Annotated in this window: 13 protein-coding genes; 1 reads left to right on the top strand and 12 read right to left on the bottom strand. The window is 45.5% G+C overall.

Annotated features, from left to right (window positions below; all coding sequences use genetic code 11):
- Window positions 1-22 precede the first annotated feature (22 nt).
- From HC752_RS05485 to HC752_RS05465, 5 genes are all read right to left on the bottom strand, one after another.
- Window positions 23-1330 (bottom strand): TRAP transporter large permease, encoded by a 1308-nt coding sequence (locus HC752_RS05485; RefSeq protein ID WP_190334111.1) that lies wholly within the window; start codon window positions 1328-1330, stop codon window positions 23-25.
- A gap of 12 nt (window positions 1331-1342) precedes the next feature.
- Window positions 1343-1822, bottom strand: a complete 480-nt coding sequence (locus HC752_RS05480) for a TRAP transporter small permease (RefSeq protein ID WP_190334168.1) — start codon at window positions 1820-1822, stop codon at window positions 1343-1345.
- Between the two features lie 115 nt (window positions 1823-1937).
- On the bottom strand, window positions 1938-2909 hold the full coding sequence (locus HC752_RS05475) for a TRAP transporter substrate-binding protein (RefSeq protein ID WP_190334110.1): 972 nt from the start codon (window positions 2907-2909) through the stop codon (window positions 1938-1940).
- A gap of 71 nt (window positions 2910-2980) precedes the next feature.
- Complete coding sequence (locus tag HC752_RS05470; RefSeq protein WP_190334109.1) at window positions 2981-3802, bottom strand: putative hydro-lyase; 822 nt, start codon at window positions 3800-3802, stop codon at window positions 2981-2983.
- A gap of 96 nt (window positions 3803-3898) precedes the next feature.
- A complete protein-coding gene (locus HC752_RS05465; RefSeq protein WP_190334108.1) occupies window positions 3899-4795 on the bottom strand; it encodes a LysR family transcriptional regulator in 897 nt (298 codons plus the stop codon).
- Between the two features lie 220 nt (window positions 4796-5015).
- On the opposite strand from HC752_RS05465, the gene HC752_RS05460 reads away from it, so the two are divergent.
- Complete coding sequence (locus tag HC752_RS05460; RefSeq protein ID WP_190334107.1) at window positions 5016-5900, top strand: DMT family transporter; 885 nt, start codon at window positions 5016-5018, stop codon at window positions 5898-5900.
- A gap of 6 nt (window positions 5901-5906) precedes the next feature.
- Here the strand turns inward: HC752_RS05460 and HC752_RS05455 are convergent, their stop codons facing one another.
- From HC752_RS05455 to HC752_RS05425, 7 genes are all read right to left on the bottom strand, one after another.
- A complete protein-coding gene (locus HC752_RS05455; RefSeq protein WP_190334106.1) occupies window positions 5907-8012 on the bottom strand; it encodes a peptidase domain-containing ABC transporter in 2106 nt (701 codons plus the stop codon).
- A 1-nt stretch (window position 8013) separates the two neighbouring features.
- Window positions 8014-9252: an HlyD family efflux transporter periplasmic adaptor subunit gene (locus tag HC752_RS05450; RefSeq protein WP_190334105.1), complete on the bottom strand. Its 1239-nt coding sequence runs from the start codon at window positions 9250-9252 to the stop codon at window positions 8014-8016.
- A gap of 67 nt (window positions 9253-9319) precedes the next feature.
- Window positions 9320-10306: an MvdC/MvdD family ATP grasp protein gene (locus HC752_RS05445; protein WP_190334104.1), complete on the bottom strand. Its 987-nt coding sequence runs from the start codon at window positions 10304-10306 to the stop codon at window positions 9320-9322.
- 21 nt (window positions 10307-10327) lie between these two features.
- Window positions 10328-11362, bottom strand: coding sequence for an MvdC/MvdD family ATP grasp protein (locus tag HC752_RS05440; RefSeq protein WP_190334103.1), 1035 nt, complete (start codon window positions 11360-11362; stop codon window positions 10328-10330).
- A 108-nt stretch (window positions 11363-11470) separates the two neighbouring features.
- Window positions 11471-11707 carry a microviridin/marinostatin family tricyclic proteinase inhibitor gene (locus HC752_RS05435; RefSeq protein ID WP_190334102.1) on the bottom strand — a complete coding sequence of 79 codons (237 nt, stop codon included), beginning with the start codon at window positions 11705-11707 and terminating at the stop codon, window positions 11471-11473.
- 390 nt (window positions 11708-12097) lie between these two features.
- The gene (locus HC752_RS25405) at window positions 12098-12253 is read right to left on the bottom strand and encodes a microviridin/marinostatin family tricyclic proteinase inhibitor (RefSeq protein ID WP_190334167.1); all 156 of its coding nucleotides are present in this window, start codon (window positions 12251-12253) and stop codon (window positions 12098-12100) included.
- Between the two features lie 27 nt (window positions 12254-12280).
- Entirely contained in the window at window positions 12281-12514 is a 234-nt protein-coding gene (locus HC752_RS05425) for a microviridin/marinostatin family tricyclic proteinase inhibitor (protein WP_190334101.1), read from the bottom strand.
- Between the last annotated feature and the right edge of the window lie 353 nt (window positions 12515-12867).

The raw sequence follows: 12867 nt of genomic DNA, 5'->3' as shown, positions 1-12867 counted from the left end.
TCTTTTAAAAACGCAGATTCGATTATCTTTGTGTCATGGTGGTGGGTAAATAGGTCACGATCTCTGGAAATACGGTGATCATGACCAAACCCACTAAAATCAATAAGAAAAAGGGCAGTGCAGCGCGTGCCACATAGAGTATGTTTTTACCTGTGAGTGCCTGAATAACAAACAAATTAAACCCAACTGGCGGGGTAATTTGTGACATTTCGACAACCAATACAATGAATATACCAAACCACAACAAGTCGATGCCAGCTTGTTGCACCATTGGCATGACAACGGCGACGGTTAACACAACAACAGAGATGCCATCCAAAAAACACCCGAGAATAACGAACAGTACCGTTAGGTAGATAAGCAATTCAAACGGAGACAGAGTCAACGTCGCTATCCATTCCGCCAATGCGCGAGGAATGCCCAAAAAGCCCATTGCCAGTGTCAGAAAGTGCGCACCAACCAGAATCAGCCCAATCATGCAGGAACTTTTCACCGCACCGAGCAAGCTGTCAAGAAAGGTGCTCAGCGACAAAGAACCCGTCATCCACGCCAGAATGAGTGCGCCAAAGACGCCCAGTGCCGCGGCTTCGGTTGGTGTAGTCAGCCCACCGTATATGGAACCGAGTACGAACAGGATAAGGCTGACGATTGGCAGGAGTTTTTTGAGTGCCGCCACCTTAACGGTGAAAGACACGCTTTCTTTATTGTGTGCAGGGAGCCCGTCTTTAGTGAGTAGTGCCCATACCGCCGTATACCCCATAAACATCATCACCAGCATAAGCCCAGGTAGGGCTCCAGCGATGAATAGCCGGCCAATGGACACTTCTGCGGCCACACCATAAACGATCAAAATGATAGAAGGTGGGATCAGTAACCCCAGAGTGCCAGAACCCGCAAGCGTGCCGATGGCCATTTTTTCGCTGTAACCTTGGGCTTTAAGCTCCGGCAGTGTCATACGCCCTATGGTTGCCGCTGTTGCGGCGGAGGATCCCGATACCGCCGCGAAAATACCGCAGCTCAGTACGTTAACGTGCAAGAGCTTCCCCGGAAATCCACTTAACCACGGGGCAAGCCCTTTAAAGAGATCTTCAGACAGGCGAGTTCGAAACAGCAGTTCTCCCATCCAAATAAACATCGGCAAAGCCGTGAGTGACCAACTGGTGCTTCCACCCCAACTTGAGGTGGCGAACAGCAAGCCGATTTGTTCATTGCCCGTCATGTACAAACCGAGCACTCCAACGCCAATTAAAGCAAGCGACACCCATATCCCAGCGGCGAGCATGAGGATCATGGTGAGTGCCAAGATAATAGAAATAACAGAAATATCCATGAATGCTTTTCCTTACTCCGTCTCGCCTTCGTGGGCTTTGTATGCCGGTGCTTGCCCTTTCAATGCCATAATGAGGTTGTCGAGCACGGCCAAATTAAGACCAAACATGCCCAGCGCAACAGGCACTTGTGGCATCCACAACGGGATCGGAATGTAGCCATGGGTGACTTCTTCAAAATCGTAGGATTCCCACACCATATGGGCGCAGTAAAAGCTCATAAACGTTACCAAGAGAAAAGCAAAAATAAGGATGAACGTCTCTTGATAGTGCTGTATACGTTCAGGTAAACGCTGAATCACCAATGTCACGCGAATGTGCCCGCCTTCTCGAAAAGCGTATGCCAGCCCAAAAAAAGTGGATGCGGCCAACGCGTAACCAGAAAAATCTTCGGCTGACGGCACAATAAACCCAAACAATCGTCCCACCACCTGAGCCAGAATGATCAGCATCATCAGAACGATGCACAACCCAGATGAGTAGCCAGACAGCATATAAAGCGTGTGTTTAAACGTATTCACTGAAAAACCCCACAGCAATACTTCGGTATTAGGTCAATCGACCTCAGTTCAAAGAAAGGCTCTGAAAGCAGAGCCTTAAGGTAATGTATTATTGGTTGTATCTGTCGAGCACCATTTTTACTTCTGAAGGGGCTTCTTGTTCCCATTCTTTCGTCATGGTGACGCCAATCTCTTTCAGCTCAGCCAGCAGCGTTTCTGATGGTTGCGTAACTTTAATGCCGTTATCTGCAAGGATGGCAGTATCACGAGCTTCACGCTCTACAACGAGATCCCACGCCGATTTTTCTGCTTTCTCAGCCGCCGCCAGAATGCTCTTTTGAGCGTCTTTATCTAATCGTTTGAATGCACGCTTGTTCACGACGACGAAGTTTTTAGGGATCCACGCTTTTACTTCGGTAAAGTGACTGAGGTAATCCCACGCTTGACCATTGGCGCCTGTGGATGGTGAGGTGATCATCGCATCAATAATCCCAGTACTGAATGCTTGAGGAATGTCAGGCAATTGCACGGTGGTGGGGGTGGTATTCATCAAGTCAGCAAGGCGCGATGTGGATGGGCTGTAGGCGCGCATTTTGCTGCCTTTCAGATCCGCTAACGATTGAATCGGTTTCTTCGTGTAAAGGCTCTGCGATGGCCACGGTGCGGTGTACAGAAGCATCAACCCTTCTTTGCTGAGTTGTTTTTCAACTTCCGGTTTAGCGGCTAACCATAGCTTTTTGGCTTGGTCGTAATTGGTCGCAAGGAAAGGAATGTTGTCGTGTTTAAAGATTGGGTGCGTGTTTCCCATGATGCCGATGAACACTTCCCCAAGCTGAACTTGACCAGTCCGCACAGCACGCGGAATTTCAGGGTGCTTCATTAAAGAGGCGCCAGAATAGACCGTGATATCGACGTCGCCATTGGTATCGTTTTTGATGTCTTTAGCAAACTGATAGGCGATTTGAGTCGATAAGTGACCATCACCGTACGGCGTCGGCATATGCCATTTCTCGGCAAGCGCACTGTGAGCGAATAATCCACTGATAAGTAACGTGGCGGCGGTTTTTGCTTTCCATTTCATGATGTTAATCTCCATTTATATCGCTTAACATTTATATCGCTTAATTAGTAGCTTAAGTCATTGCTGATCAGCTACAGCACTGCCAATTCATCGTTTAGGCAATCTGTGATGAGCATTTTTCCGGGTACGTGGGTGATCGCAATCGGGGGTTTTGCATTAGCAATCGCCACTTGGGGGGTGACACCACAGGCCCAAAAAACAGGGAGTTCGTGTTGGTGTATGTCGACGGCATCGCCAAAGTCAGGTTGTGATAGATCATCGATCCCTATCAGGGTAGGGTCGCCAATATGGACGGGAGCACCGTGTGCTTTAGGCAAGCGGGAGGTGACTTGGATGGCACGAATCGCATCTGATGCAACAAATGGGCGCATGGACACCACCATATTGCCGTGAAACCGGCCACTTGGCGTCGTTGGAATATTGGTTTTGTACATAGACACATTGGTTTGGGACTCGATGTTTCTTACCGTTAGCCCTGCGCGCTCAAGCGAATCTTCGAACGAAAATGAGCAGCCGAGTACAAACGTGACAAAATCGGACTGCCACAGGCTGTGAATGTCGGTCACGGTTTCTGCGTGTTCCCCGTGTCGAAATACCTTGAATTCTGGCACATCCGTTCTGATGTCGATGTCTTCACCAAGATCAGACAACAGAGGATGCCCAGGTTGAGAAACGGCAATTAACGGGCAAGCGGCGGGATTGCTTTGGCAAAACCGTAAAAAGTCGTTTGCCCACTCTTGCGGCAGTATCACGATATTGCCTTGAACCAGCCCAGAGGCGACACCACTGGTTGGCTGGTTGAATTTTCCAAGTCGGATTTTTTTTCTTACTTCAGACGCTTGAGCAAGTCGCTGAGCTTTGTAGGCTGAAGGCTTAGAATGTGTATTGAGCATTTCGCAAAGCAGTCCATTGTTAAAGAAATGTAACTCAAGTGTTGCTTTGTAAGTGCATAAAGTCCAATTATGGTTTTTTACTTACTGGTATAAATTTTATTTATCACCCTGTTCAAATTTCTCTGCCACTCTCACGGCAATCTCTGCGGCAAGCTCAGCCGCACTGTTAAATGCAACCGAAGGATACGAAGCGGTAAAAGCCAACGCAGAGGGCTCCCAGTGAGCATCCAATTTTTTGAGTACACCCCGCTGAATATCGGAAGAGACTGTCGCCAACGGCAAAGTGGAAATGCCAATCTGATCTAGAGTGAGTTTAAGGCAGGCAGACAGTGAACTGGACGAGAAAAACCGCGCGGGAAGCCCGTCGATCTGCATGCATTTTTCGCTGATCTCGGAAAAAGGCTGAGTGTTGCGAGAGTACGTAATGATCGGGTATTGAACCATCTCTTCCAGCGATAAGGTTTTATCGGGTAAAGGTAGGTCGGTGCTGGCCACCCACACCAATGGAAATTGGCAAAGATCGTGATTGGTGATCCCGGGCTCGGCAACCGGTCCCATTAAAAAAGCCAAATCCAGTGAGCGATCAAGCAGCCCGCTCTTCAAGTTACCAGTGACATCAACCGTCATGTCCACATTGAGGTTAGGCAGCTCATGATGAAGCACTTTGAGGAAATCGGTTAGCCAAGTATGCGCAATGGTTTCAGATACCCCCAAACGCAGTGTTCCTGAAAGTAACCGGCTGATGTCGGCACGTTTGTGCATTTGTTCCGCCATATACAGCATTTTCTCAGCATAAGGTAACAGGTCTTTACCTTGTGCTGTGAGCACAATTGGGGAAGTGTCTCTGTCGAACAGCTTAACCCCCAACTCTTCTTCTAATCCCGCTATTCGTGTGGAAATGGCAGGCTGAGTGGTGAACTGTTGCTCCGCGGCTTTACGAAAGCTACCCAGCGTTGCCACCAGTACGAAAGTTTCAATGCGCTTGAAATTCATGACGTATTCCTTGCCTATTATTCGTTCTATCAATGTTCTTAAGATATACGAAGTGATCTCAATATGCTTGGTGGGTGAGCGTTATTGGTTAAAACATGGCGTGCAATTTATGTTCTGCGAAAAACAATAGATCGCCATTATCGGAACCGCAATTTGATTTGTAATTGTGTTTTTTATCAACCTAATACACAGTGAAGTCTTATTAGAAAAGGATAAAGAAATGACGACAGCCAACTTTTTACGATTACTATGCCTCGCGGCGATTTGGGGGGCGTCTTTTCTTTTTATGAGGATCGCCGCCAACAGCTTTGGTCCTGCGTATTTAATCGAATTTCGGGTGCTGTTTGCTGCCATCAGTTTGCTGCTGGTGTCTGTGTTTCTTAAACGTCGGCTGATTTTGCTTCAGTACCCTAAGCACTTTCTGATGATTGCGTCTTTCAACACCGCTATGCCATTTATGCTTTTCGCCTATGCGGCTCAAACATTGAATGCGTCTACCTTGTCTATTTTGAATTCGACAGCGGTGATTTGGGGAGCGGTGATTGCGTATTTTTGGCACAAGACTCCCTTGTCGCTCAAAGGGGGAGTTGGTTTAGTGCTGGGGGTTATAGGTGTCGCTGTATTAGTGGGGTGGGATGCCGTAAACATTGGTGAAGAAGCGACATTGCCTATTATCGCCGGAGTGATGGCCGCATCCTGTTATGGGATAGCGACTAACTACGCCAAGAATGCACCCAAGATTTCATCGTTCGATAATGCGCACGGAAGTATGTGGGGGGCTGTGATTTTGGTGCTGCCTTTATTGCCCTGGCTACCGATGCCTGAGATGCCGACGGTATTTGAATGGTCATCGGTCGCGGTACTGGGTGTGTTGTGTACAGGGTTGGCGTATCTGTTGTACTTTCGTTTGGTGACGGATATCGGACCTGCATCCACGCTTTCTGTGACTTTTTTGATTCCGTTTTTTGGTATTTTATGGGGACATTTGATACTGGGTGAGCCGATCGGGTTTAACACAGTAATTGGCACCATACTGGTGGTCAGTGGCACCATGTTGGTCACAGGCTTCTCACCGAAAAGCCTGCTACGCCGTCATAGTGCTTAGGTGGATCTAGAGCTCACTGATGTTGACCACCCTATCCGCACTTTTGATGGTTTCGGGGCGATGGGCGATCATTACACGAGTAAACGGAAGCCCTTTAATGTGCTCGTTGATTCGGCTTTCATTTTCAACATCCAAATGGCTGGTGGCTTCATCCAAAAACAAAATCGCTGGGCGATGGTAAAGTGCTCTAGCCAGCAATAACCGCTGGGTTTGACCGCCCGAGAAATTCGACCCCATATCCGACACCAAACTTTGGTAGTTCATTGGCAGTTTGGCTATGTCTTCATGAATGCCAGCCATGTGCGCGCATTGCATCATCATTTGGTGGTCGGGTTCTGGTGAAAAGAAGGTAATGTTTTCTTCTACCGATCCGGTAAGCAGCGTGTCGTCTTGCATCACCGAGGCAATCCTGTCTCGATAACTTGACAGCCCTAAATCTCGGATGTCTTCGCCATCGATCAATATTTTCCCAGACGAGGGTTGAAGCAACCCAAGCATTAACTTCATTAATGTCGACTTGCCACAGCCAGAAGGTCCCACCAAAGCGATGGATTCACCGGCAGGTATGGTGAGATTCATATTTTGGAAAAGGTAGTCGTCATTTTCAGAATATTTGAACGACAGATCGACCAGCTCTATGTTGCCGCGCATCTGGGTTAAGTTACGCCCTTTCTCGCGGTGCGGCTCTTGTTCGTGCAGGGCAATATCGGCGATACGGTCAAGGTGCAAGCGAAGCATTTTAAATTGAACGACTTGTTCTATCAGCATCGACATTCGGGTGGTTAATTGATCTTTGTACGCTAAGAACGCAAACACCATACCGATGGTCATGTCCCCACTCATTACCGCCATGGCGGCAAGGAAAATGATGAAGATGTTTTCTAACCCGAACAGCAACTGGTTTGCCGAGTCAAAGCCAATACTGAGCTTACCCAGTTTGATATCGGCATTGATGACGGAGCTGTAGCGATTTTGCCAAGTACTTTGGCGCATGGATTCGGCATTAAAAAGGCGGATGGTTTGAATGCCGCGAGCCGTTTCCAAAAATTGGCTTTGTTCTTTCGCTCTGGCTTCAATGGAGGTTTCTGTTGCCTGTTGCAGTTTACTGTACAGCGCGAGGCGAACCGTGAGGTAGGTAAGAACCACACACAAGACAACGGCAGTCAGAAATGGGCTGTAAGCGAGCATGACGGCGAGTATCGCAATTGACATGATGCCGTCGACAATGGTTTCGACTAAACCTGTCGTCATGCGCTCACGTACTTGATTGAGGGATCCGAAGCGAGAAACCAAGTCACCGATGTGGCGAGTTTCAAAGTAGCTCATGGGTAGGCGCAGTAAATGACGAAGCAGATTCGCGCCCATTTGCAGATTTAGCTGGCTGGATAACCGAAGGATCAACCAACTTCGAATCGCTTTGGTGGTGATGTTAAACAGCAAGAGCAGGCTGAACCCAGCGGCTAAGACGACCAGTAATGTATCATCGAAGCTGACTAGCACCTCGTCCACAACCAGCTGAATGTAATAGGGGCTAAGCAGCATTAAAAACTGGAGAAGAATCGACAGAAACACCAGTGTGGATAATGCTTTTCCAAGGCCTGAAACACGTGTCCACAATTGGCTGATGCCCATGTTTTGGCGTGCATCTTTTTGTTCAAATTCTTTCGTTGGAATGAGCTCAATGGCAATACCCGTGTAATGTTTACTGAATTCAGTAAGAGATAAGACGCGGGTGCCTGATGCCGGGTCATTAATGGTGACGGTATTTTTTTTGACCCCTGTTAGTACCACAAAATGGTTAAGATCCCAGTGCACGACGCAGGGCAACGTGAGCTTTCCGATGTGCTCCAATGGGCATTTTAGTGCTCTGGCGGCCAGCTGCATTTTGTCGGCGGTTTGAATCAACTGTTGGATGTTGATCCCTTTCATTCCGGGCGAATAAAATCGACGTGCAGCAGGCATATCGAGTTTATACCCATAGTAGGACGAGACCATCGCCAAGCAAGCTAAGCCGCATTCCGTGGCTTCCGTTTGCGAAATCATGGCGACTTTTCGGTTGCCGGAATACTCCAGTAGCTCAGTAATATGAGGCTCTTTCTCGGCGTGATCCATTCTATATCTTTCCTAATAATCCGTAGATAGGCTCTAATATCCAGCCCATGACGCTGCGGCTTTCCAGTAAAATATCCGCTTCCAATAGCATGCCATTTTTGAGCGGTATGTCCGTGCCTTCAAATCGGATGAACGCTTGTTCGAGTGCCACTCTAATACGGTAAACGGGTTCGTTAATCGGAACGGGCGTTTCGCCTTTTTGCAGTAACACCGTGTCTATTTGTTCCACATTGCCGTTTAGGTAGCCAAATCGTTGATAGGGGAAGGCCTCTAACCTGAGTTTGACGATATCGCCTTTTTTCACAAAGCCAGCAGAGCGAGTTGGCAAGAACAGTTCTGCCACCAGCTTGGCATTTTCAGGCAGTAAGCTGACCAACAGTTTGTTGTCACCTACGGTTTCCCCTGTCACCACATTGATGCCTGTTGCCTTACCATTTTCATTGGCAGTGAGGACATGAATGGCGTTCCCTTGCGCCTGACTGAGTTGCTGGCGTATTGAGGATTTCTGTTGCTCAAGGTCTAAAATACTGAGTTCATTCTGTTTGGGTAAAATAGCCAAATCAGACAGTAAAGTGTTTCGTGTTTTTCTTAGTTCAAGTTCACTGGCGGTAACGTGCTCTTGCTGAGCTTTAATTTCAATTAATGCTTCTTTTTGAGTTTGTAAGTCTAATGCTGAAAGGTGGCCATTTTGAAAGAGCTTTTGGTGCTGCTTTTGTCTTTCTATTTGTAGTGCGTACTTCTCTTTGATCAGGGATTTCTGAGCATCTATTGCGGTGAGTTGATGGTCGATGTCTGAAACCAGTATTTTTTGTTTGGCTACCTGTTGTTGGTGAAGGTTATTCTGAAATTGAATTTCTTTGTCTATGTATTGGTACTGCTTCTCAAACTCTTCAATCACGGTTTGATTCAGATCCAGCCCATTAGCAAGTTTGTTTCTCGAGCGAATGGTGATCAAAGGATCGCCTTTCTCAACTTGCTGACCCTCTTGGATATGAACCGTTTCGATGATGCCTTCACGTTGCGAAAAGGATTTGATAATGCCTTTATCGGGTAAGATATAGCCCTGAACCGTCTCTTTTCGGCTGTATTCGGCGTAATTTAGGTATAAGCCCAGCAAGGTGACGGAAACGAAAAGAATGGTCACAATGAGATAAATAGACAAAGGTTGCGTGAGCAACACATCGCCGTGGAGTCGTTGTTTTTGGGCGTCAATGACAGATTGACGATACAGCTGGCTCAAAACGTTTCTCCGGTATTAAGAATGCCCGAGCATGGGGGCGTTCGGGCAGATTAAGGCAAACTTACGGTTATCGACCACCGGATACCAAGTTTTGAGCAATGGCTTCACAAATGCCTAGCTTTTGGTAGATGTCCATCCAGTAGAACTCACCGCATGGGTTGATCTCTAGAAATTTGTATTGACCATCTGGCGTTAAGATAAGATCTGCTGCGCCATAGTTTAGCTTGAGCTCTGTCGCGAGACGGATCAGCTTATCGGCTTCTTCTTGCGGCAAGTCAAATGGCTGCCATTTATCGAGCGTGTAAATACCGCGTTTACGCCAGTCGGTTTCCATCCCCTTCATAATCGATGGGTCAATGGATGCACAGTAAACCTGGTTGCCAACAACGGTCGCACGCAACTCAACCTCTTTCATGACATGTTCTTGGAACACCATTGGGCACAGGTTTAATTCTTCCAGCTTTTTTAGGTGTTCTTCTTTGACTTTATTGGTAAAGACCACTTGCTCGACATCGTCATTCCAAATCGAAAAGGCGGTTTGCATCTTCGTGATGATTTTACCGTTGTTATCAGCAAAGAAATCGCGCACGGCTTCTGGCGAGTTACTGGTGAGTGTATTGGGTAGGTTTAACCCCACTTTTCTTGCCAGCATCAATTGATACTCTTTATTGGATGCGTGGCGTATATCCCAGTAATCATCAAGTTTGTAGCACTCTAGGCTGTCGAGATAGCCCAAAATGGTTCGCTTGCTTTCTTCTGCTGAAGGTTGCTTGAGCTGCATGTCCATGTCGGCAGGTAAGCCTTTTGCTGGATAGAATCGTCGATACCAAACGGCTAATATCTCGTCACCTTTGACGACATCGCCATGTTCGGTAATGAGCGTACTCTCGTTGCCTTTATTATTCTGATGGGTGGCAATTTGCACCTGAGTTGGAAAGAGATCCGTATTAAAACGCACGGGTACAACGCCAGCTTGTTTCAGCAGTTCTGAAATGGTATCAATACTTTGATTGTCTTTTGAATGCGTAATAATGAGAACTTTATTTTTAGTCATACTTGTACCAGCTGTTCCTTGCTATTGACTGTATTTGATAAGTGTTTGGGCGATCTGTTTAGAAATAGGGAGGCCTAATTCTGCCTCTAACATTCCCCATTCACCCGCAGGGTTCACTTCTAAGAACTGATATTTGCGAGTCGTATCTAATATGATGTCAATAGCGCCAAATTTTAGATTCATAGAGCCCATGAAAACGCGTAATTTTTGTACGAGAGAGTCCGGGATATCAGTGTGTTGCCAATTGGATTGCGTTGGCGCCGCTTTTCGCCAATCGAGCAGTTCTTTTTCATCATTACTGCTCAAATTCACTTTGGCTGGGAAACAATGTCCATCGACATAGGCTATGCGCAATTCCGCTTGTTTTTTCACTTGTTGCTGAAAAATCATGGGAGAAAAGCGCAGCGATTCGAGATCCGCTAAGTGAGATTCGGTCACTTTCGATGTGTAAACAAACGCGGGCGGCTTGCCCATAGTTACGGTGAGCGGCGTGTGCATTTTTGCCACAATATTGCCATTGCATTGTTTATAGAATGCTTTTACTTGGTCTGGAATATTGGTAAATAGTGTTGCAGGAACGTCGAGCCCTGCTTTTTTGGCCATTCTAAGTTGTAGCCATTTACTTTCTCCAGCCCGTTGTGTGTTTGGGTGATCAAGCCAGAAAACATCTTCAAAACTGTAAAGTAAAGACTGCTTAATACACTCAGACTCACGTGTTGCTTGGGCTAATACGTCTCCCTCTAGCGCGGAAGATAAATTGCTGACTCTGTTTTTTCTATGCCATATCGCGCCAATGTCTGATTCGTTGATAGACCAGCCTTCCGTTGAAATCACTGTATCAATGCGTGCTTTTTCCAGATATTGCTTTTCTGATATTGGCGAGTCAAAAGGGAGGCTTTGTAAACTTCCACCGATTTGAATATTCAAGGGGAATTGGTCGCTGTTTAAGCGAATAGCCTCTACACCCGATGCCGTAAGGTGTTCTGTCACCCAATCAACAGGAAAGGTGTCCTCAGAATGAGTGATGCATAGGATACTTTTGTTTTTTATCTGCATATTCGTTCTTTTAATATCACCCCCAAAGTTTGGGGGTGATAGCTTAGAGGTTGTGTCTAGGCAATGGATAAAAATTCTATCGTGTGTTGCCTAAACCCGATTTGGTATTTAACAATCTGGAAATACAATTCCTGGAGATTCGAATTCAAATGCAATTGCAGATATACCTTCATCATCATCAGATGGCGATTTACGAGTTGCAGTTTCTGATTCGGAATCGAGTGGAAATATAATATTACTAAAATTACCACGGTTAACAACACCACCTGAAACTTGGTTGATTTCTTCTTCAGTTAATGTCTCTGCTTCGATAAAATTATTAAAAAATGGAGTGTTCTTACTCATTTGTATGTTCCTTTTTAATTTAATGTTAGTGCCGTTAATTGGCATATTTATGTGAACACTATTCCGTCGACGAATCGGCATTATCTGCCGTTCACCCTTTTAAACATACATAAAAGCAATTAGTTAAAAAATGACAATGTTATCATTAACAAAATAATTTCTCATATTTGAGAATCATTTAGGCTGGAATTTAAATTCTATTTCACCCCTGAAATTTGACCGTGATGAAGCTTATTTTATTTCGCAAAAAAAACGATTTAATTTGAATCAAGGTCTATTTTTAATCTGTACGAATGTTATTTATACACTGTTTTATTGTAAGTTAGTGTTTACTAAAGTATTCACCTTACATAATGTAAGGTGAATGTTCATGGTAAAAAAATTCCTGATTTAAGGGTCGAATTTGATTTCGATACCTTTATCGCCGTCAGAAGGGTACGTCATTGACACATTAAAGCTTGTAAAACTACCCGAGCATTGAGTCGTTTTCGCGTCGTTTAACCCGTCAATTTGTGACTCGATGAAATAGCTAAAAAAGGGTGCTATTACTCATGTTTTCTTCTTTTGGCTTATTTAGAACGACGGGAAGTCGTTGCCTTCATCATTGTCGGATGGGTGCTTCATTGTTACTAGGTCGCCCGGCTTAAGAACGAACTCTAGACCTTCATCATCATCAGATGGTGCTTTCATCGTTACGACGTCAAAGTTACCAATGTAACCACCAGCACATTGCTTAGTTTCTTGAGCGCTTAGCTCTTCGATTTGAGACTCAATAAAGTGACTGAAAAAAGGTGTGTTCTTGTTCACTTTTCATTCCTTGTTAAAGTTTGTTTGTAAATTAATTTATTAATTATCAAAGAGATAATCGTTGATATGAATATCAAAGGGAGTTTTTCAAAGCAAACGATTAACAACGTATGACGGGGAATATCAGAGAGAATTCGAGTCATTTCACGAACGACGCTGATAAATCAAAGAATGACCTTGGGTTCAAAATCTAAGACCGTAAGTTCGGATAGTGAATCTGAAGTGAGGGAGGATTCACCGTTTTTAATAAAATAAATAATAAAATGCATATATTGAATAAAAATGCACGTGAAAAGCCACTCAGATGAATGTGTGAATTTAGTGTATGAAATTGATTGGTTATATGTTGGAAA

The sequence above is a fragment of the Vibrio sp. S9_S30 genome (assembly GCF_014694455.1).
Lineage (GTDB): Bacteria > Pseudomonadota > Gammaproteobacteria > Enterobacterales > Vibrionaceae > Vibrio.
The sequence above is the reverse complement of the archived record's forward strand: the minus strand, read 5'-3'. Positions and strand labels throughout refer to the sequence as shown.

What these genes read in the sequence shown, in the direction of transcription:
- HC752_RS05485 (WP_190334111.1), bottom strand. Translation starts at nt 1,330, where the DNA reads ATGGATATTTCTGTTATTTCTATTATCTTGGCACTCACCATGATCCTC.
- HC752_RS05480 (WP_190334168.1), bottom strand. Translation starts at nt 1,822, where the DNA reads ATGCTGTCTGGCTACTCATCTGGGTTGTGCATCGTTCTGATGATGCTG.
- HC752_RS05475 (WP_190334110.1), bottom strand. Translation starts at nt 2,909, where the DNA reads ATGAAATGGAAAGCAAAAACCGCCGCCACGTTACTTATCAGTGGATTA.
- HC752_RS05470 (WP_190334109.1), bottom strand. Translation starts at nt 3,802, where the DNA reads ATGCTCAATACACATTCTAAGCCTTCAGCCTACAAAGCTCAGCGACTT.
- HC752_RS05465 (WP_190334108.1), bottom strand. Translation starts at nt 4,795, where the DNA reads ATGAATTTCAAGCGCATTGAAACTTTCGTACTGGTGGCAACGCTGGGT.
- HC752_RS05460 (WP_190334107.1), top strand. Translation starts at nt 5,016, where the DNA reads ATGACGACAGCCAACTTTTTACGATTACTATGCCTCGCGGCGATTTGG.
- HC752_RS05455 (WP_190334106.1), bottom strand. Translation starts at nt 8,012, where the DNA reads ATGGATCACGCCGAGAAAGAGCCTCATATTACTGAGCTACTGGAGTAT.
- HC752_RS05445 (WP_190334104.1), bottom strand. Translation starts at nt 10,306, where the DNA reads ATGACTAAAAATAAAGTTCTCATTATTACGCATTCAAAAGACAATCAA.
- HC752_RS05440 (WP_190334103.1), bottom strand. Translation starts at nt 11,362, where the DNA reads ATGCAGATAAAAAACAAAAGTATCCTATGCATCACTCATTCTGAGGAC.
- HC752_RS05435 (WP_190334102.1), bottom strand. Translation starts at nt 11,707, where the DNA reads ATGAGTAAGAACACTCCATTTTTTAATAATTTTATCGAAGCAGAGACA.